Genomic DNA, 21765 nt, shown 5'->3' on the forward strand with positions numbered 1-21765 from the left:
TCTTGCCTTTTGCCTCTTGCCCCTCGCCTTTTGCCCCTTGCCCCTTGCCTACTCCCTCACAAAAACCAATTACGGAGAACATCATATGGAATTTAGCGAACTGCAAGAACTCGCCGAACAAGAGAAACAAGCCCAGAAACCCACCAGAGTCCATTGTTGTACCTCAACGGGATGCCAAGCCGCGCAATCTTTAGCCGTTAAAAAAGGCATGGAACAAGCCGTTAAAGACCAAGGCTTAGAAGAGGAGGTGCAGATTGTTGGCGTAGGCTGCATGGGATTTTGCGGTCAAGGGCCCATTGTTCAGATCGATTCAGAAAACTCAGAAGCAGCCGATGGACTTTACTACGAAAAAGTCACCCCAGAGCAGAGCCACTCCATTATCGAAGGCTTAAAAGGAGGAGCTGTGACCGCCCATCAAGGCGATCCCAATCATCCTTTCTTTAGTCGTCAATTCCCAATTGTGCGGGAATATAGCGGTAAAATCGACCCCGAAAAAATTGGGGATTACCTCGCCATGGGCGGCTATCAGTCCCTGTATCATGCCGTCTACGAAATGTCTCCAGAAGACGTGATCGCAGAGATTACCAAAGCGGGACTGCGGGGACGGGGGGGAGCCGGTTATCCCACCGGCTTAAAGTGGGCCACGATCGCCAAAATGCCCCCCGGCCAAAAATACGTCATCTGTAACGCTGATGAAGGCGATCCAGGAGCATTCATGGATCGCTCAGTTTTAGAGAGCGACCCCCATCGTATTTTAGAAGGAATGGCGATCGCCGGATACGCCGTCGGAGCCAACCAAGGCTACATCTACGTCCGCGCCGAATATCCCCTCGCCATCAGCCGCCTAGAAAAAGCCATCCGACAAGCCAAACGCCAAGGCTTCCTCGGCTCCGGCATCCTCGGTTCATCCATAGACTTTAACATCGACATCCGCGTAGGCGCTGGAGCCTTTGTTTGTGGAGAAGAAACCGCCCTCATCGCCTCCATCGACGGCGGACGCGGTGTCCCCCGTCCCCGTCCCCCCTATCCCGCCGTTTCCGGACTCTGGGAAAAACCCACCCTCATTAACAACGTCGAAACCCTAGGGAACATCGCCCCCATTATCCGCAACGGTGCAGACTGGTTTGCCGGGATTGGCACAGAAAAGAGCAAAGGAACCAAAATCTTCTCCCTCACCGGCAAAGTGTGCAACAACGGCTTAATTGAAGTTCCCATGGGGATTACCTTACGGGAAATTGTCGAAGTCATGGGTGGTGGAGTGCCCGATGGCGGCCAAGTGAAAGCCGTGCAAACCGGCGGCCCCTCTGGCGGTTGTATTCCCGCCGAATATATGGATACCCCGGTAGACTACGACTCCCTAACTAAACTCGGTTCCATGATGGGTTCAGGAGGGATGGTCGTCATGGATGACTCGACTAACATGGTACAAGTCGCCCAGTTCTACATGGAATTTTGTCAGGAAGAGTCCTGTGGTAAATGCATTCCCTGCCGCACCGGAACCGTGCAAATGCACGAACTGTTAACCAAAGTGATTAAAGGAAAAGCCAAACCTGAAGACCTGGAAAAACTCGAACAGCTCTGTCAGATGGTGCGGGTAACCAGCTTATGCGGGTTAGGCATGAGTGCGCCCAACCCCGTTTTGAGTACCTTGCGCTATTTCAAATCTGAGTATGAGGAATTCTTAGCCCTGACCCATTGAGGAATGTATAGATCCCCCCAACCCCCCTTAAAAAGGGGGGCAGTAGAGAAAGTCCTGTAAGTCTCAATTAACCAATTCCCTGTTGCCTCATTAAGGAGTGAAATTAGTTTATGTTTTGCGAACAATGCGAACAAACCGCCAGTGGTCAAGGATGTCACCAATGGGGCGCTTGTGGGAAAAGTCCAGCCGTCAATGGCGTGCAAGATCTGTTGGTGTATTGTCTGAGAAGCTTGGCTCCCGTTGCTCTCAAAGCGAAAGAGTTAGGATTATCGACCCTAGAAGTCGATCGCTTTACCTGTGAAGCGCTGTTTACTACCATGACGAATGTCAACTTTGACAAACGCTATTTTGCCAATTTAATCCGTCATGCGATCGCCCTGCGGGAAGACCTCAAAGATCAAATTGCCCAATCTACAAGCGTTGAGTGGCCCGAAATTGCCGAATATCAACCCGACTTTACCGAGAGCTTAGTCGAACAAGGAGAAAACCTCACCGCTCGCTTGCTAGAGTCCGCCAAAGGCAACCCCGATATCTTTGCCCTCAAACTCCTGGTACTCTACGGAGCCAAAGGGATGGCCTCCTATGCCTTCCACGCCTACGAACTCGGTCAAGAAGACCCAGAAGTTTACCAGTTTTGCCATCAAGCCTTACATGCGATCGATCGCGATAACTTGAGTTTAGAGGAGTGGGTAGCCCTAGCCCTGAAAGTAGGAGAAATGAACCTCAAAGCCATGGCTTGCTTAGATGCCGGTCATACCCAAACCTACGGTCATCCGGTTCCCACGACTGTTCCGCTCAACTCCAAACCGGGTCAAGCGATCCTAGTTTCCGGTCACGACATTAAGCAACTGGCGGCACTACTGGAACAAACCTTAGACAGTGGTATTACCGTTTATACCCATGGCGAACTGCTCCCGGCCCATGGCTATCCCCAGCTCAAAGAGCGATATCCCCATCTGTACGGTCACTATGGCACAGCCTGGCAAAATCAAACCCGCGACTTTGCCAAATTCCCCGGCCCGGTGGTCATTACCACCAACTGCCTGATGCCTCCCCATGAAACCTATGAGGAACATCTGTATACTGTCGGCCCGGTAGGTTTTCCTGGCATTATCCATTTACCTACCATCGATGACACGGTGGACTATAGTTTGGTGATTTCCAGAGCCAAAACCATGAAAGGCTTTACGGAAGAAACTGAACCGCGTCAGGTGATGACGGGATTTGCTCGCAATGCCGTCTTAAGCGTGAGTGACACCATCATTGATGCAGTGAAACAGGGCAAAATTCGCCATTTCTTCCTGGTGGGGGGTTGTGACGGGGCGAAACCCGATCGCAACTACTATACGGAATTTGTGGAACAAGTGCCCCAAGATTGTGTGGTGATGACCCTCGCTTGTGGCAAATTCCGCTTCTTTGACCAGCAACTGGGAACCATTGGCGATATTCCCCGCTTATTGGATGTGGGCCAATGTAATGATGCCTATTCTGCCATTCAAATTGCCTTGGGACTGGCGAATGCTTTTGAGATGGATGTGAATCAACTGCCCTTATCTATGGTGTTGTCTTGGTACGAGCAAAAGGCGATCGCCGTCTTACTGACTTTACTCTATTTGGGAATTAAGGACATCCGCCTAGGGCCCACCCTACCCGCGTTCTTGACTCCCAATGTGTTTAAGTTGCTTGCGGATACCTATAACCTGCAACCCATTTCTACCCCAGAGGCAGATCTGGCAGCCTGTTTAGCAGGGTAGGGGGATGGGGGGATGGGGAGACACGGGGATCAACAGATTACCTATTCCCCATTCCCCATTCCCCATTCCCTATTACCCATGCCCTAATTTTGGAGAATACTATGTCTGTAAAAACCCTAACCATTGATGGAATTGATGTGGCCATTGAAGAAGGTTCAACCCTTCTTGATGCAGCCAAAGAAGCAGGGGTTGAGATCCCGACCCTATGTCATTTAGAAGGAGTTTCGGATGTGGGCGCTTGTCGCCTCTGCTTGGTGGAAGTGAAAGGGATTCCTAAGTTACTTCCCGCTTGCGTGACTGAAGTCTCTGAAGGCATGGAGGTCAATACGCAAACCGACACCCTGAAAGAGTATCGGCGCATGACCGTTGAGTTGCTGTTTGCAGAAGGCAATCATATGTGTGCTTTTTGTGTCGCTAATGGCAACTGTGAACTTCAGGATGTGGCGATCGCCGTCGGTATGGATCATTCCCGCTTTGAGTATCGCTTCCCCAACCGCGAGGTGGATATCTCCCATTCCCTATTTGGTATCGATCACAACCGGTGTATTCTCTGTACTCGTTGCGTGCGAGTCTGCGATCAGATAGAAGGGGCCCATGTCTGGGATGTTTCTGGACGGGGAGGTACAGCTAAAATCATCTCTGGTTTAAATCAACCTTGGGGTGAAGTGAATGCTTGCACCTCCTGTGGTAAATGTGTCAATACTTGTCCTACGGGGTCAATTTTCCGCAAGGGAACGACTACCGCAGAGAAAGAAAGCGATCGCGAGAAACTAGAGTTCCTAGTCAACGCTCGCACTAAACACCAATGGACAAGATAGGTTCAATTAAAAATTAAAAATTAAAAATTAAAAATGATTGAACCTTGTGCAAGTTCCTCGGTTGGTGAGTGTGGATTCGAGTAAATTACAGGAGAGAAGAACATGGCAAAGATTAGAATGGCAACGGTTTGGCTGGCAGGATGTTCGGGCTGCCATATGTCCTTTTTGGACTTAGATGAATTCCTATTTGATATCGCTGAAAAAGTCGATATTGTTTATTCCCCCGTTGGCTCAGATATTAAGGAATATCCAGAAAATGTAGATGTCTGTTTAGTCGAAGGAGCGATCGCCAATGAGGAAAACCTAGAACTCGCCCTCAAAGTGCGCGAAAGAACCAAGATGGTGATTTCCTTTGGAGATTGTGCCGTTACCGCCAATGTTCCTGCCATGCGGAATATGTTAGGGGGGACGGAACCGGTACTGAAGCGCTGTTATTTGGAATTGGGAGATACTACCCCCCAACTGCCCAATGAACCCGGAATTGTGCCAGTATTACTCGATCAAGTCCGCCCCCTCCATGAAATGGTTAAAGTGGATTTGTTTATTCCCGGATGTCCTCCTCCTGCCGATCGCATCAAAGCGGCGATCGCACCTTTATTAGAAGGGAAAACTCCAGTCATGGAAGGACGGGAAATGCTGAAATTTGGCTAAACCATCCCAAAAGCTCGATCCCCCCAACCCCCCTTAAAAAAGGGGGGCAGTCAAAAAAGTCCCCCTTATTAAGGGGGATTTAGGGGGATCATTTATAGACCAACCCAAAACCCTGTAGGGGCGGGTTAATCCAGATTTAGGCATCCCACCCAGGTTTGAAGTAAACCCGCCCTAACCCCATTCATCCCCACCCCAAACTCAGAAAAAGGAGAACACCAAAAATGAGTAAAAAAGTCGTTATCGATCCCGTAACCCGTATTGAAGGTCATGCCAAAATATCCATCTTCTTAGATGATGCCGGAGAAGTAGAAAACGCTCAATTTCATGTGGTCGAATTTCGCGGATTTGAGAAATTCTGTGAAGGCAGACCCATGTTTGAAATGGCGGGAATTACGGCGCGAATTTGTGGTATTTGTCCCGTGAGTCACCTGTTAGCCTCCGCAAAAACAGGGGATAAAATATTAGCCGTACAAGTGCCTCCAGCCGGTGAAAAACTGCGACGGATGATGAACTTGGCCCAGCTAACCCAATCCCATGCCCTGAGCTTTTTCCATCTCAGTAGCCCCGATTTCCTCTTGGGTTGGGAGAGCGATCCAGCGACTCGAAATGTATTCGGTTTAATGGCAGCCGATCCCGATTTGGCGCGGGAAGGGATTCGCCTGCGGCAGTTTGGACAAAATATCATTGAACTGTTAGGGGCGAGAAAAATTCACTCGGCTTGGGCAGTTCCGGGTGGGGTGCGATCGCCTCTTTCGGAAGAAGGTCGCGCTTGGATCAAAGACCGCCTACCGGAGTCTCGCACCGTCACAGAGAAAGCTTTGAGTTTGTTTAAGCGCCTATTGGATAGCGAGTTAACCACAGAAGCAGAAGTTTTTGGTAAGTTCTCCTCCCTGTTTATGGGCTTAGTTGGGGCTGATGGCAGTTGGGAGCATTATGGCGGCCATCTGCGCTTTATTGACAGTGAGGGCAATATCGTTGCTGATAATTTGAGCGAGGATGATTATCAAGACTTTATCGGCGAAGCGGTGGAAAATTGGTCTTATCTGAAATTCCCCTATTACAAACCCCTGGGATATCCCGATGGTATTTATCGGGTTGGGCCTTTGGCAAGGTTGAATGTGTGCGATCGCGTGGGAACGCCGAATGCTGACCGAGAATTGCAAGAAATGCGCGATCGCGCCGGTGGACGAGTTGCCACATCTTCCTTCTATTACCACTATGCTCGCTTGATTGAAATTCTCGCTTGTCTGGAAAAACTCGAAGAATTAGTTGACGATCCTGATATCGTTTCTTCTCGCTGTCGTGCCACGGGAGGCATTAATAAACTCGAAGGAGTCGGAGTCAGTGAAGCGCCCAGAGGAACCCTTTTTCATCACTATAAAGTGAATGAACAGGGCTTAATTGAGAAGGTTAATCTGATTATTGCCACCGGTCAAAATAACCTGGCGATGAACAAAACCGTAACTCAAATTGCCAAACATTATATCCATGGCAATGAGATCCCCGAAGCCATGCTCAACCGCACAGAAGCCGGTATTCGTGCCTACGATCCCTGTCTGAGCTGCTCTACCCATGCGATCGGTCAAATGCCCTTGCATCTAGAGTTAGTCCGACCCGATGGTAGCATTGCCCACCGGCTTTATCGCGATTAAATTCTAGCGCTGGTCAGAAACCGAGTTTCTCTTGTCTGTTATTCGATCGCGGGGGGTGTGCCCTCTCCCTATATCCCTCTCCCACAGGAGAAGCGCCGTCCTGAGCGCAGCAGAAGGAGGGGTAGGGGGATGAGGGCAATATTTTTGGTAAATTGAGAAGCGCATAACCTACGGAGCAGCCGTTATGGGTGAGTCATTACCAACCAAGAAACCAAAACCAGCGATCGCCTGGACGATCTCGATACTCTGGCTGATCGCCATCGGCTTCATTGCCGTACTCTGGAACTTGGGCAATATGGGTTTAGTGGATGAAACCGAACCCCTGTTTGCTGAAGCAGCGCGGCAAATGACCGTTACGGGAGATTGGATCACGCCCTATTTTAATGGTGAAACCCGGTTTGATAAGCCGCCCCTGATCTATTGGTTAATGGCACTCTCTTATCAGGCGATCGCCGTCAACCCTTGGGCAGTGCGCCTCCCTTCCGCTCTAGCTGCCCTATTCCTGAGCGGGTTTGGATTCTACACCCTGCGCCGCTTCGGTCGTTCCCCAGGACAAACCCAACCCTTTTGGATCGCCGGTTGCATTGGCGGAACCCTGATCGTACTTAATGTGCAAACCATTGCCTGGGCGCGGATGGGAGTCTCGGACATGCTCCTGAGTGCCTGCATGGGTTCGGCTCTGTTTGCCTTCTTCTTTGCCTACGCCACCCCAGAACAGCCCGCTAAACGAAACTGGTATCAAGCCTTTTATATCTTCTCCGCTCTAGCAGTCCTCACCAAAGGCCCTGTGGGTATCGTCTTGCCCGGCTTAATCATTCTCTGCTTTTTAGCCTATATGGGCAACCTGAAACTCGTCTTAGGGGAAATGAACCTGAAGATGGGTTTACTGCTGTTTTTTGGCTTGACACTCCCTTGGTATATCCTGGTGACTTGGGCGAATGGTTGGGACTTTATCAACTCGTTCTTTGGCTATCACAACATCGAGCGCTTTACGAGTGTTGTGAATAATCACTCTGCTCCCTGGTATTTCTACATTCCCACGATTTTTGTGGGCTTTTTCCCTTGGTCGGTTTATCTGCCGGTGGCACTGTTCAAAACCCGATTTTGGCAGCGTCGCGCCTGGTTACGGCAACCTCGCAGTCACCATTTACCGATCTTTGCGTTCTTCTGGTTAATCTGTATTTTTGGCTTCTTTACCATTGCTGTCACGAAACTGCCTAGCTATGTTCTTCCCCTGATGCCCGCTTGTGGTATTCTCGTGGCTCTGGTTTGGAGCGAACCGGCAGCCGGAAACCCGAAAGCCTCCAATCCTGGGCTATTCTGGAGTGGTGTAGCCAATATTATCCTGTGTTTGGCGATCGCCGCGATCGCACCCTTCACGGTTCCCTTATTAGGTCATGATGCTGCTATGCCCAATTTGGGCATCACGTTGCAAGAGTCTGGCTTGCTCTGGCAAACTGCGGGACATTATGCGATTTTGGCGATCGCCCTGGCGATCGCCCTACTGGGGAAATGGTGGCGCGGTTTATGGACGGTTAATGCGATCGCCTTTGCCGCCTTTATGATCCTCCTGGTGACTCCCATTACTGCGATCGTCGATCAACAGCGACAACTTCCCCTACGGGAACTCGCCCAAACCGTCACCGAAATCCGACAACCGACCGAACCCCTCGTGATGATCGGTTTTTGGAAACCCAGCCTCACCTTTTATACCCAAAATACCGTTATTTACGGTCATCATTCCCAACAATCCCTCGTTACCCTTGGCCAACTGATCCAAGACCCGGAAACTCCCGACACCCTGCTCATTTTAGGAGAGGTCAAAACCTTCAACAGCATGAAATTTACACCCGAACAGTATCAAATTCTAGACCAACAAGGGGTCTATCAACTGGTGCGAATTAGTAAAGCCGAAGTGATTAATACCCTCAATAAGAATATCCAAAATGCCAGCGTCTTAATGGCTAATTAAGATAGCCAGAATATTCTCTTTATATGTTATGGTAATAAGGACTAATTTTTAAAAAAACCTAGTAAAAATGGTTGCCGTAATATCAGAACATATTCAGATTCTCCCTGGACTCTGTGGTGGCCAGCCTCATATTGCTGGTCACCGGATAAAAGTCCAAGATATTGTAATTTGGCATGATGATATGGGCATGAGTCCTGATGAGATTGTCTATCATTATCCGTCAATTACTTTAGCTGATGTCTATGCCGCTTTGACCTATTATCACGATCATCGCGAAGAAATTAGGCAACAAATTCGCTCAGATCAAGCATGGGTTCGCCAAATACAAGAGCAGAATCCCTCAGTCCTGAAAGAAAAATTAAAGAATCGTAATGCCCCAGGAAATTCAGTTTCATTTGGATGAAAATGTTAGTTATGCAGTGGCTGAAGGTCTACGACGGCGAGGAATTGATGTAACGACTTCACCCCAAGCTGAACTCATGGGTTGTTCAGATGAGGAGCATATTGCTTTTGCAGTGAAACAAGATCGAGTTATTTTCACTCAAGATGCAGATTTTTTGCGGCTTGATAGAGCAGGAATAAATCATAAAGGAATTGTGTACTGCCAACAAAATAGTCGTTCTATTGGTGAAATCGTGCGTAGTTTGATTTTAATTTGGGAGTATTTAGATACAGAAGATATAGATGGAAAAGTTGAATTTATTTGACGCTGTGCAAATAAAACCTCCACCGTCATTTTATGATTGCCTATGATAAAGGACAATGATGTGCGAAGGTAGGCGAATGGGTCAGCAGAGAACAACACACATAAGCCGATGGATGAGTCGGGCGCTCTTAAGTATAATCGCGGTTTTTCTCGTTACTTTGAGCGCTTCTTCTCATACAGCCAAACCCTCCAGTTATGCTCTCAGTCTGGAAGCGCCCTTTAATCAAATCGGGTTTTATCCTACGGTGCAATCGGTCGATTCTCCCTACTATCGCAGCACGGGAGAATGGTTAGGGCGGTTGATTTTGCCCTCTCGTGAAGACTTAGAAACCATTACTCCCACTTCGTCAATTCCCGATTGGACTTGGATTGAGTTGTATCATACGCCACCGGAGGCGAAGGCTTGGGAAGGGAAAACGGTGCGCTTAGAATGGCGGGACGATCCGAGGGTTGCTGAGTATGTAGAAACGGTTACTACGGATGTGCAATTGAGCGATCGCGCCCTAGAAAGCTATCATAACGGCAATGTCATCCCCACCCGTCTCAATAATCGCAGCCAAGTTGGCCCCCTCCAATCCCTGGCCGGAGCGCGTTCCCAAGACGATCTAATCGTCCGTCTCCATGAAGTGAATTTTGTCTCTAATCCTCCAGATTCAGCCGTTTTGCAAATCGCTCTAGAACCGATTCAAGTCACGGGACGCTTTTACGGCTTAGTGAAAATACTTGAACCCCTTCCTTCAACTTGTGCCGAAAATCAGCCTTGTCCTACTGAAAGGTACAGAGTCCAACATTACAATCCAGCCACGGGAAACTTTGACGGCCCGGAGGGACAAGTTCGTATTCCCCAGCAACCCCAGGATAATAATGGTCGCTGGTTATCCACTCCCCAAGGTATCGAAAACTCTCCTGCGGGCAAGAAAGGATGGTATATCTATGGAGCTAGGGACGAACAAGGACAATTTATTGTACAAGGAATTAGGCCGCGATCGCTCCTTGAACTCTATCCCGATCGCATCCTGCTCGGAACCCAAACCAGCCTCGACTATATCCGACACTACAACTGGAAAGACACCCCAGAGCGCAAAGGAACCACCCAAAGTATCCTCCTCTCTCCCAGTGCCACCCGTCCAGAACAAGCCGTGCAATACTGGAACGAAGGAGATTATGCGATCGTCATGCACCTCTTTGGCGGAATTGGTGGCGAAAACGGAGAAACCATCACTGCCGGAACCGTCACCGGTCATTTTGCCTACGGAATTGCCCAAGTTGTCCGCGACCCCTTCACCCAAGAGCTAGAATTTGACATCCTCTATCAGCAAGTATACGCCCACAATCCCAACGCCATTATCTCCGGAACCCACACTTGGACAAACTATATGGGAAATCTGCAACGGGGATGGTTAGGCACTCGCCCCGTTTCCGATGTCCTGATTAAACTCGATGCCTTAACCCAAAACTATAATTTTGACGGTGAAATCATCTCCCCCATCCGCGAATTTTGGATACAACTGCAAATCATGATGGCTCGGTATCGCACCGGAGACGGAACCGGAGTTGCACGAGTCACCCCAGCCACCTCCTGCGTGCAAGATTCCAGCCAAGCCCTCTACATCACCATTGAGCAAATTAAACAACAAATGCTCGATAACCCCAAAATTGTCACCTGGTTACGCGCTCATCCTAACGACCCCCAAACCCAACGTTTATCAGAATTAGTGAAATTAGGAGAAAACCTAGTTAACCTTCTCGCTCCTCAAGGCGTTGTTCGCGAAGATTGGAAACAAAACGCCCAATTTTTATCCGGAGTTAATGCTCGCAATGGATTTATCACCGATCAAGATTTATTCAATGCCCTATTAAGTTGGCAAACCTTACTCCCTCGCCAAGCCTACGATCGCATGGCTAAACTATTCTTAGATCGAGGATCGCAACTATGGTTTTTACGCACCAATCAAGTGGGAGGATGGGACAGCACCATAGAACCGGTTGCCCCTACGGGAATTTTAGGCCAATTTCCCATCCTTTCCACCCTAGCCAGTCGGGTTTTACTCTCCTTAGCTCGGCCCACCTGGCGAGATGGGGGGATCTTAATTTTAATGTTGGGCGGATATGCTTTTATTGCCATAGCATTAACCTGGTTGTATAGCTTTTGGCAATGGCTCAAGGGCGCATCTTTCCGGCAATCTTGGCATCAAGTGGGGGCAGCTTTTTTGAGAACGGGTCAATCTCCACCCAGTTTCTGGAAACGCTTAAAGATTCTGATGATTCCAGTAGCTCTAGAAGAGTTGATTTTCCGGGTGTTGTTGCTTCCCCATCCCACGGACTGGATACCCACTCAAGAAAGGTGGTTATTCGCCTTAGTCAGCCTGATTCTTTATCTGTTTTATCAGGTGCTTAGGATTTGTTTCGGGTCTCAACTCCCCTTAAAACTTGTGCCAGTTGTCTTGCTCTTGAGTGCCACGTTAGGAGCGGTGTGTATTCTCACGTATGATCTAACGGGTTCATTTTGGGTGATTTGGGTGTTGCATGGATTAATTCGACTTAATCCATTTCAGCTCCAGCGCAAAGGGCTATAATTAAAAATCTAGGGAGCCAGCTATAGTCAATTTAAATAAAAATGAGATATTATGTAATATCAAATCTATTTATTTACGCTTGCTGTTCTCTGTAGGGGCGGGTTATATCAAGTTCGCTTATTCATGTCCGCGAAGCGGAAATACCCTAATTAAAAATCCAGGGAGCAAGATGCTCCCACTCCAGTCATATCAAAGAATTCGAGGAGTGCGGGCATCTTGCCCGCTTCTTAACTCCAGTCATATCAAAGAATTCGAGGAGTGCGGGCATCTTGCCCGCTTCTTAACAAATTTTCATGTCCGCTTGCGGAAACCCGCCCTCCCCCCCCACCAGGTCTCTAAAGTACACAGAAAGTAGCAACTATTTAAGGATTTGATATACAGCGCTTTACGCGGTAATGAGGTGCAGTAGTAAAAGATCCCCCCTAACCCCCCTTAATAAGGGGGGAATAAGAAAGTCCCCCTTTTTTAAGGGGGATTTTCCGCAAGCGGACATGAAAGGGGGATCAAAGTGTACCGCATAGCAGAGCCAACTGCTGTAAGTCAAGGTGTAAGGTGGGCAGTGCCTACTTGTTGGTGTCTCACTGTTAATTGAATCAACTATAAAATCTAGGGAGTGAGACGCTCCCACTCCAATAATACAGTCCGCAGGACAAACATCTTGCTCGCTCATTGTTTGCTCTACAAAGGAAAATTTTCCTGTAAGAAAGCTTCAGCCTGAGCGCGGTTTGTGAGTTCTCCATCTAAGGTCATCTCTAGCAGTTGATCCAAAATTACTTTAAATTGACGACCGGGTTTATAGCCCAATTGTTTTAAGTCATTCCCATTCAAAATGGGCTTGACTTGGGCGAATTTCCACAAATATAACCAGATCTTGTGCCGGAGAAGTCGGGGACTTTGTACCATGACTAAAATTAATGTGGGGAAGCGATAGGGCTGGAGAGTATTAACGATTTGGCTGGGGGATTCACAGGTGGGTAAATGGGAGAAAATGTCGATTTTTGCGGTTTCTAAATCCTTGAGGCGTTCGATACTTTCGGCAGGGAGTTGGAAACCGGAAGCAACTGGATAGCGGTATTCGGGGGCAAGATAGGCAATCATGACTTCGAGCAATAATTGCCAAGGGGGGCATAGTCCAGGGGGTTTAAATCGGTGTAAACATCGGTCTACTAAACTCAGTTGTTTCCAGAGTTGGGGAGTGAGTTCTAAGCTGGAGTGAATGCATTTAAGTGCGTCTAAATTTCCGAGCATTTGAATGGCTCTTTGCCAATAGTTGGCTTCTAGGATGTAGTTGAGTTCGTTTTTGAGCCGGGTTTGGAGGGCTGGCGCTCGGTTATTTTCGGCGATAGAGAGATCATACACGCCACTGGCGATCGCATAACGAATATAGCCTTCGGTTTGTCCTTCTAAGCGAAACCCCAACCGCACGGCAAACCGCACAGCGCGATAAATGCGGGTGGGGTCTTCAATAAAGCTATTAGCATGTAATACGCGGATTAACTGGGCTTCTAAGTCTAAAATACCCCCAAAGAAATCTAATACTTCACCAATGCGGGGAGGCGTTAGGCGCAAGGCTAGGGCATTAATGGTGAAGTCACGACGGTATAAATCTTGGCGAATTGAGCTGGCTTCTACCTCCGGATTAGCCGCAGGATAGGGATAAAATTCTGTCCTTGCTGTAGCAATATCAACCCAAAGATTGCCTAATTCTGGGTGTTTATGCCAGAGCAAGGCGGCCGTTTGGAATTGCCCGTGGATTTGCAAGCGAGCGCCCGGATATTTTTGCTGTAGGACTTTGGCTAACTCCACTCCAGCTCCTGGTTGGGCGGCGCGATGGTAGCCATCCACCACTAGATCGACATCCTGAAGGTCAATGGTGGTATCGGCATCTGCGAGGAGTAAATCCCGCACTCCTCCACCCACCAAGTATAAATGCCAACCTCTTTGTTCCGCCGCTAGGGCGGCTTGTCGCAAGACTTCCTGTAAGGTGTAGCTCAAACTCTCCCGTACCATTTGCTTCATGGTTTCTGGCAAATAGCAGGATTTGAGGCGATTGACTTGTATTTGTGACCCGACTTGCTGCCCGGTTTCCTGAAGATGAAATTGGCGCAAGACATCACTACGGGTGACAATTCCTACTAAATTGTCCTCTTCTAATACGGGTAAGCGACCAATATCATAGGTGACCATTAAGGCCTCAATTTCTGGCAGTTGGGTTTCTGGGGTGATGGTTTTCAGATGGGGAGTCATGTAGCCTTTGACGGGAGCATGGGAAAAGCCATGATGGAGGGCAATATCGAGGTCACGACGGGAAATAATGCCGACGAGTTGTCCTTGGGGATTGACAACGGATAATCCGGAGTGACCATAGCGTAATAAAATACGCTGGGCTTGGGCGATCGTTGTTTCTGGTAAGATGGTTCGCACGGGGGAAGACATCAACTCCCGCGCAGTGGGTGCAGTGGGCACTTGCTCTTTGAGGTTTTGCACCAGCTCGGCAAAAATAGGTTCAATGTTGGTTCCTCGCAGGGTGAGGGAGGCAGCTTGAGCATGACCCCCTCCTCCGAGGGGGGCAAACAGGCGCTGGAGATTGAGGGGAGGATGGGAAGAAGAACGACATTTACGACGGGAGCGACCAATGACGGTGAGTCGTTTTTCTGCTCCTACTGGATACCATGTACCGAAGAGTAGGGCATCGGTATGGGTTAATCCCATGAGTTGGGTGGCCACACTGGATAATCCGGGTATAAATTCTGCTGTGGGTAAGAGAACCCAGGATAATTGATAGCCTTGTTGGGTCAGGGTTTGCAGTTGCTCTAGGGCGAGGGTGAGCAGGTCTTGCAGTTGGGGGGATAATCCGGGTTCTACATATTCTCCGATTACGGCTAAACTGGCTCCTTGGGTCATTAACCAGGCTAGGGCGAGGGCATCTCTGGGGGTGCTGGAGTCATAGGTGAGGGAACCGGTATCGACATGAATGCCTAGGGCCATGACGGTGGCTTCTGCGGGGGTGAGTTCTAGGGAGGGCAGGGCTTGCAGACGCTCGACAATGAGGGTGGTGGTTGCGCCGACGGGTTCGAGGATGGAGTGGGTGAGGGGAAGGTCGGTCGGGGTGTCGAGATGATGGTCGTAGAGTTCGATGTGTTGCAGATGGGGTAAGTCGAACCAATCAGAGACGGGCCCGAGGCGATCGCGTTGTTGGGTATCGACTACGATTAAACTGCGGATGTTTTCCACATTCACCGAGCGGCGCTCAATTAAGGCATACTCATCCCGATAGAAGGCTAAGAATTCTCTAACGGTGGGATGACATCCCCCTGTCAGCACCACCTGAGCGCCCGGTTTGAGCCGCGTTAACCCTACTGCTGCCCCTAATGCATCGAAGTCTGCGGTGGTATGGCATAAAATTAAATCCATAACGCTACTTGGTGGTCATGGTATGCACACCATCCCAGGACTCTGGCGGAGGATTATCTAAATACACCTGAGCGCGTTCTAAGTGAATATTAATGGCTTTATCTGTAGGATCAATCATTTGCGCTTGCTCAAAATAGTCGAGTGCCTGGCTAAAGTCCCGATGGATATAGGCAGAGCGCCCTAAATGGTATAACTCTAGAAGCTGTTTCTGCTGGGAGTCTAGAGCTACATCCTTATCACCCAGCACTTGATAGATACTGACGGCTTCATTTTTGCCTTTGACTCGAATTTTATCCAGTTCTCTGACCCAAAGGCGATCGCCACACAACTTATAAGTATTCTCGCTAATAATAATATCACAGCCATATTCCTTCGTCACACCTTCCAAGCGAGCGCTCAAATTCACCCCATCCCCAATCACCGTATAATCCATCCGCTTACGGGAGCCAATATTTCCCGATACCACTTCCCCGGAACTAATACCAATCCCAATGCGAATATGGGGTTGATTTTCCATAAATGTACTATTATTAAAAATCTGCAATCTGCGGCGCATATCTAAAGCCGATTTCACCGCCATCCAGGGATGATTCATTAGGGGAAGCGGCGCACCAAACACTGCCATTAAAGCATCCCCAATAAACTTATCTAAGGTTCCTTTGCAATTGAAGACCGCTTCAACCATTGTTTCAAAATACTGATTGAGTAAGGTCACCACTTCCTGAGCGCCTAAATTCTCCGTTAGGGTTGTATATCCCCGAATATCTGAAAACAAAATCGTCACATCTTTTCGTTCTCCAATCATCAAAGAATCATTATCCAAAGCCATCACCTGATCTACCACATCAGGATTCATATACCGATACATGGTAGTTTTCATTCGCTTCTCTTGACTAATATCTTCTAACACCACCAATCCCCCCCTGACTTGACCACGAGGATTCGTCAGAGGATTAACAGTTAAATTAATGCTGCGCTCCACTTTCCCCACTTCTTCAGCCGGAATTTTAGCTTCTTTGGGATCGTTCCAGGGAATAAAAAAATCGGGATTTTGGGGGTCTTTAATCGCTAAATTAACCCGAATTACATCTGTATTAATCGGATAAATGCCCACTTTCAAATCTTGTTCAGGGATATATTGTTTCGTGCCATTTTTTAAGCTATCTTCAATTCGCATCCTTAAATTTTCAATAGGGACAACTTCCCAAACTTTACGCCCAATCAGTTTAGATTCCCAGAGCTGAATCTGAGCTTTTGTCTCTTCTGAATTCCAATAACAACCGAGTAATTCTAAAGCAGCTTCATTAAGAGTGACGATTGTGCCTTGCATATCTGTGGAGATTACAGCATCTGATAAGCTCTCTAAAATGTCTTTTTGATATTGTTTTTCTAGGAGAACACTTTCAAAGAGTTGGGCATTTTCCAGCGCCATACCAGCCTGAATATTAAAGGCTTGCATGAATTCTTCATCAGAGCTGGTAAAACTTCCCTGTTCTTTATTAATCAGTTGGGTAACACCAATCAATTTTTTGGCCGAATTAAACACGGGCATACATAAAATATTGCGGGTATGATAACCCGATCGCTTATCGGTACTCGGATCGAATCTCGGATCTTCATAGGCATTGGGAATATTTAGGAGTTCTCCGGTCGAAGCCACATAACCCGCAATTCCCTTATTTGTGGGAATCCGGATTTCCATGAGGGTTTTGCCATCCGCTTTAGCAATTTTTGTCCAGAGTTCTTGATTTTCTTTACTGAGTAAAAAGAGGGTGCTGCGGTCAGCTTTCATCAAATCTCGTGCTTGTTCCATCACCGATTTTAAGGTCAATTCCACATCTAAACTTTGACCGAGGGTTTGAGTGGCTTTTAAGAGGGCTTCGGCTCCCCGTTGATTGCGAGCCGCAAGATAAAAGGATTGACAAGTTTCTAGGATAATTCCAATCGATTCGGAAAAATCTTTAAAGATTTCTTCATCCTCAGCCGAAAAGGGTAATCCTCCGGCTTTATTCGAGAGTTGCACCACTGCTACGACTTTCCCTTTACTGCTAGTAATGGGCATACAGAGAAGGCTTTTGGTTTGATAATTGGTTTGTTTATCGAGTTCGGGTTGAAATAGGGGATGATTGGGGGCATCTTCAACATTTAAGCATTGTCCTGTGATGGCCACATGACCCGCCATACCGATATGGAGGGGAAAGCGGATTTCAATGGGCTTTTCGGCATCCGGTTGATTAATTTTTGACCACAACTGCCCTTTATCTTCATTGACTAAGAAAATTAGGGTGCGATCGGCTTGTAAAATTTGCCCAATTTTCAGGGTGAGAGCATCTAGAATCTGTTCCAACATGGCTTCTAGGGCTTCATTGTTGATCAACTCGATCGCCCTTAAAAATTGCTGGAACTCAGCCGTGATAAAATCAAGTAAACAAATAAACTCTTTAACCGGGAGGTCTTTCACCCTTGCGGTTAAAGCCCCCATCATGTTCACTTGAGCAAGAGTAGCCAGAACGCTGCCAGTGTTGGGTAAGGTCATAGGAATGCCAAGCTACGGGATCTAACTTCTTATTGTATGTTAACTAGATTTGTCCATCCCGATCTGCCTCCTCCTGGGATATTCTGATCCAAGAGTATCATAAAGTACGATTTTCATGCTTTAACTGGGGTTTGCGTCACGGGCAGAATGACTCGTACTTCTGTGCCTTGGCCAATTTGGGAAAACAGGCGAATATCCCCGTTATGCTGTTGAATAATTTGATAACTAATGGATAGTCCTAACCCAGTGCCCGAACCGACGGGTTTAGTGGTGAAAAATGGATTGAAGACTTGGGCTTGAATGTCTTGGGGAATGCCAGCTCCGTTATCGGTAATGGTGACTTGCACTTGGCGATCGTTTAAGCAAAAAGTGGAGATGATAATATGGGGAGGCTCAATGTCTTGAGGATTTTGGAGAGCATCAATTGCATTACCGATCAGATGCATCCAGACTTGATTGAGTTGGGCAGGATAGCACTCAATAAGAGGTAAATTTTGATAGTTCTTAGTAACGGTAATTGTCGATTGAAAACGATGGTCTAACATCACGAGGGTACTGTCTAGACCTTCATGAAGATCTACGGTTTTTACGTCAGATTCATCTAAGCGGGAGAAGTTTCTGAGGGAAATTACGAGATTTTTAATCCGTTCCGAGCCTTGCTTCATGGAACCGATCATTTGGGGTAAATCTTGTTCTAGAAAGGGTAAATCAATCTCACAGATATACTGGTCAATTTCTGGATCGGGCTGGGGATAATGTTGTTGATAAAGATGTAATAGTTCTAATAAATCTTGGCTATAGATTTCGGTATGGCGGAGGTTGCCATAAATAAAGTTGACGGGATTATTAATTTCATGGGCGAGTCCAGCGACCATCTGACCTAAGCTGGACATTTTTTCGGTTTGAATGAGTTGGGTTTGGGTCTGTTGCAGTTGGGCTAAGGTTTGGTTGAGTTGTTGGTTTTTAGATTTGAGGCGCTTTTCTGAGTTTTGCAGTTGTTCGGCGATCTGTTGGCGTTGGATAATTTCGATGTTGAGGGTTTGGTTAGTGTTTTCTAGGTGATGATAGGTGTGAATATAATCAAGGATGAGTCCGGTTAAGGGAACAAGATAGGCAATAATTTTGAGAAAGTGAGCGATATTAAAGTGGTTATCGAAGAGGGAAGTCGAACCAAAGGCCATGTGGAGTTGGGTGGCAACATTGGGTAAGGTGCTAATAATGAGGGCGTGGGAAAAGAGGCTCGGATATTGGTGGTAGAAGTGGGGATAAATCCAAAGTCCACCGATGAGAAAGAGGAGTAGGGGAATGAGATCCCAAGGCCGGGTGAAGAGAGCGCCGGGATACATGGTTTCTGGCAGGGTGCTTTGGGTGGCGCAAAGATAGATGATTTGGTAAGCAATGAGACCAAAGATGAGGCTCAATATGATGACAATGGGGAATTTACGTTGCCAGCGTTGGGCTGTGGGAAGGAGCAATAGGCAGACTCCGATTAGGGTAATGATGGCGTTGAATAGGCGGCAGATAGCCCAGGTGAAGGGGATGAGGTTGTGGTTGTCGGCAACGGCGGAAATGAGGCGATCGGCGGCTAGGGTATGGAAGGCATCCATGACTCCGGCGAAGAAGAGGGTGATGCCTAGGATGGGGGTGGTTACGTCCTGTTGAATTTTGAAGTGGGCGAAGGCGAGGATGGTGGTAAAGATGGCGGTGCAAAAGGCACTCCATTCTAAGATGGTATGGGTAAAACTGCCGGATAGGGTGTGGTGTAGGGTGTCGGTGAGTTGGTTGGGGGTGAGGTTAGCGGCGGCTTCGAGATCTAGGGCTGGGGCGTAAGTGCCAAAGTCTACTCCGATGAGGTTGAGGGTGATGGGGAGTAGGCAAATACTGAGTATGGCGATCGCCAGTGAGCGAGGAAGTTGTAAGGGTTGTTGTGAGGTTTGGGTTGGGGAAACTAGGGATTTTGATCCCCAGATGAGTTGGAAAAATTGGCTGAGAGAATGAATGAGATAATGGGTTTTAAGCAAGATTTGAGCCTATTCTTGGGCAATAGCAGGAACTTGGGAGCTGTCTGGTATTGATAGATGCATCCTGGAAGAGCTGACGAATGCAAACCTGAGCATGTCAGAAGAAATTACAGGAAATCTTGACATTTGTCAAAGAGAGGAGAATACTCAAGCCTACAAAGAGAACCCAAATTATGAAGTAGCTAGGGTTACAAAGTCTGGCTAGAAGTGCAATATCAAGAATTTCCTATTTGAAGAGATCCATCAAGATTTGGGCGGGTTTGGCAAATCGATTGAGTTGCTCGTAAGCTTCGATGAGCCGTTCCCCTTCTACTTCCACATCTGGTGTCGGATAGTTTTGCAGGGTTTCGAGTAAGGTGATTTCCCCATCATTACTGGCTGATAAAATCAAGGCTGCGCGGAGGGCTTGAGTATTTGAACTCTGGGAAGGAGTATGGACAATTTCCGCGACGCGATCCAAAATTTTGCGCCCAATGGTGCTATTTAAAACTCTATCGAGAAATAAAATATCTATGGTAATGGGAGCGGTTAAGAGGGTACGCAACTCTTCTGGATTTTGTCCTAGGGTTTGTAAGTTGCGTTTGAGAGCGGGGGTCATTTCTCCGGTGTCTGCAAAGGTGGTGAGTTCAGCGACGGAGAGCGATCGCCGAAAGACGGAATATTTAAACACGATGCGCTCTGCACTCCAACTGGGAAGGGAGATCAGGGGAGAGAAGAAGGCGATCGCTAAAAGGGTTATCCAGGTTTTCATCGGTAAAATGGGATTAAAGTCTTAGGTCTTTACGACAAATTTAACTTGCCTTGAGTTTCTGCTTATTTTTTCAGAAACAAAATCGCGCCTGCTAATACCAGTCCCATCCCTAAATAACGGGCTATTGTCATCGGACGGGGGTCAAGTCCGATGCCATAGCTATCCAATAAGGAACCGAGAAAAAATTGTACGGCTAAACTTAAGGAAAAGGTCGCCAATAAACCCACCCGCGAGACACAATAAGCAATGCCACCTACAATCACTAAACCACAGATTCCTGGCAGAATCGCATAGCCGGGTAAGAGCGTGTAGTTACTCCAGGTATAGCCTGCAAATAGGGTACGCAAGAGAGCGATCGCTAAAATCAGCAACCCCCCACCCCCATAGGTGATTACAATATTATCAAACACACCTAACTTCTGTTCTAAAATGCCCATAGCTTGAGCTTGTACCGTTACCGAAACACCTACGGCAACGACAACTAATAACGTGATAAATTGGGTCATAATGAGCCGATCCTTCCGACCGGATTAACTAGAAATTTCTGTGATTTCAATCACCCGCTCTTGCAGGTCTTTCACTAAAAAATTTAGAGGTTTATTGCGACGAATTTTATTTTTTACTCCTCGCAATTGTACCCGCATTAACACCTGTTCGAGACAATCATGATCGAAACAAACATGGCGTTGGCGGTTATTATGACCCAAACTTGCGCCTGAAATTACATGCAGTTGGGCATTTTTCTTTAATTGATACCAAAGTCCTTCTGGGACTTCTTTTTGCACCGTTTGCGTTATTCCTGGAGACAGATAGAGGGGATCTAAGCCAGTTGTTCCCAAGGTTTGCTCATAATTATAATAATAATGAAGGGGTACATCAGCTTCGGGTAATTGCAGTACATCCTCGTATAATCCTCTAGCAATCTCTAAATCAGATACCATAATCGTATAAACTTTAGGGGCACTACTGAGGAACATCCACATGGCTCCAGCATAGGCCATGAGCAACATGACCATAATTCCCTGGGTGGAAAAGAGGGAATCAATAGGTAAGAATGAAAACATGGAACCGAGTACAGGAATCTGCAAACCTGGGATTAATTGTGTTTCTAAGACCATGGACTCAAAATCAGGGCAATGTTATTTAAGAATAATGGCATCAAGGGGAAGCTATCCCACTTGTGCCCATTATTCTAGCAACTTTGGGCTAAATCGG

At 47.5% G+C, this 21765-nt stretch carries 15 protein-coding genes; 9 read left to right on the top strand and 6 right to left on the bottom strand.

Annotated elements, in window-relative coordinates; translation table 11 throughout:
- Positions 1 to 85 precede the first annotated feature (85 nt).
- The 9 genes from PMG71_RS10745 (at position 86) to PMG71_RS10785 (ending at position 11828) form a co-directional block, all read left to right on the top strand.
- A complete protein-coding gene (locus tag PMG71_RS10745; RefSeq protein WP_283753678.1) occupies positions 86 to 1699 on the top strand; it encodes a NuoF family protein in 1614 nt (537 codons plus the stop codon).
- 110 nt (positions 1700 to 1809) lie between these two features.
- The gene (gene hcp, locus PMG71_RS10750) at positions 1810 to 3453 is read left to right on the top strand and encodes a hydroxylamine reductase (RefSeq protein WP_283753679.1); all 1644 of its coding nucleotides are present in this window, start codon (positions 1810 to 1812) and stop codon (positions 3451 to 3453) included.
- A gap of 101 nt (positions 3454 to 3554) precedes the next feature.
- Positions 3555 to 4271, top strand: a complete 717-nt coding sequence (hoxU, locus tag PMG71_RS10755; protein WP_283753680.1) for a bidirectional hydrogenase complex protein HoxU — start codon at positions 3555 to 3557, stop codon at positions 4269 to 4271.
- A 102-nt stretch (positions 4272 to 4373) separates the two neighbouring features.
- Entirely contained in the window at positions 4374 to 4922 is a 549-nt protein-coding gene (locus PMG71_RS10760; RefSeq protein WP_283753681.1) for an NADH-quinone oxidoreductase subunit B family protein, read from the top strand.
- Positions 4923 to 5143: 221 nt separating this feature from the next.
- Positions 5144 to 6574 (top strand): Ni/Fe hydrogenase subunit alpha, encoded by a 1431-nt coding sequence (locus tag PMG71_RS10765; protein WP_283753682.1) that lies wholly within the window; start codon positions 5144 to 5146, stop codon positions 6572 to 6574.
- Positions 6575 to 6758: 184 nt separating this feature from the next.
- Positions 6759 to 8546, top strand: coding sequence for an ArnT family glycosyltransferase (locus tag PMG71_RS10770; protein WP_283753683.1), 1788 nt, complete (start codon positions 6759 to 6761; stop codon positions 8544 to 8546).
- Between the two features lie 67 nt (positions 8547 to 8613).
- A complete protein-coding gene (locus PMG71_RS10775) occupies positions 8614 to 8949 on the top strand; it encodes a DUF433 domain-containing protein (RefSeq protein WP_283753684.1) in 336 nt (111 codons plus the stop codon).
- On the top strand, positions 8918 to 9253 hold the full coding sequence (locus PMG71_RS10780) for a DUF5615 family PIN-like protein (protein WP_283753685.1): 336 nt from the start codon (positions 8918 to 8920) through the stop codon (positions 9251 to 9253). Before PMG71_RS10775 ends, PMG71_RS10780 begins: the two co-directional genes overlap by 32 nt.
- 157 nt (positions 9254 to 9410) lie before the next feature.
- A complete protein-coding gene (locus PMG71_RS10785) occupies positions 9411 to 11828 on the top strand; it encodes a CPBP family glutamic-type intramembrane protease (protein ID WP_283753686.1) in 2418 nt (805 codons plus the stop codon).
- 678 nt (positions 11829 to 12506) lie between these two features.
- Here PMG71_RS10785 and PMG71_RS10790 read toward each other — a convergent pair.
- From PMG71_RS10790 to PMG71_RS10815, 6 genes are all read right to left on the bottom strand, one after another.
- Complete coding sequence (locus PMG71_RS10790; RefSeq protein WP_283753687.1) at positions 12507 to 15242, bottom strand: CBS domain-containing protein; 2736 nt, start codon at positions 15240 to 15242, stop codon at positions 12507 to 12509.
- A gap of 4 nt (positions 15243 to 15246) precedes the next feature.
- Positions 15247 to 17778, bottom strand: coding sequence for a GAF domain-containing protein (locus PMG71_RS10795; RefSeq protein WP_283753688.1), 2532 nt, complete (start codon positions 17776 to 17778; stop codon positions 15247 to 15249).
- 113 nt (positions 17779 to 17891) lie between these two features.
- Positions 17892 to 19799 (bottom strand): ATP-binding protein, encoded by a 1908-nt coding sequence (locus tag PMG71_RS10800; RefSeq protein WP_283753689.1) that lies wholly within the window; start codon positions 19797 to 19799, stop codon positions 17892 to 17894.
- Between the two features lie 226 nt (positions 19800 to 20025).
- Entirely contained in the window at positions 20026 to 20550 is a 525-nt protein-coding gene (locus PMG71_RS10805) for an alpha/beta hydrolase (protein WP_283753690.1), read from the bottom strand.
- A gap of 62 nt (positions 20551 to 20612) precedes the next feature.
- Positions 20613 to 21056 (bottom strand): DMT family transporter, encoded by a 444-nt coding sequence (locus PMG71_RS10810; RefSeq protein ID WP_283753691.1) that lies wholly within the window; start codon positions 21054 to 21056, stop codon positions 20613 to 20615.
- 24 nt (positions 21057 to 21080) lie between these two features.
- Entirely contained in the window at positions 21081 to 21668 is a 588-nt protein-coding gene (locus PMG71_RS10815) for a hypothetical protein (RefSeq protein WP_283753692.1), read from the bottom strand.
- Positions 21669 to 21765: the final 97 nt, after the last annotated feature.

This window comes from Roseofilum acuticapitatum BLCC-M154 (assembly GCF_030068475.1).
GTDB lineage: Bacteria > Cyanobacteriota > Cyanobacteriia > Cyanobacteriales > Desertifilaceae > Roseofilum > Roseofilum acuticapitatum.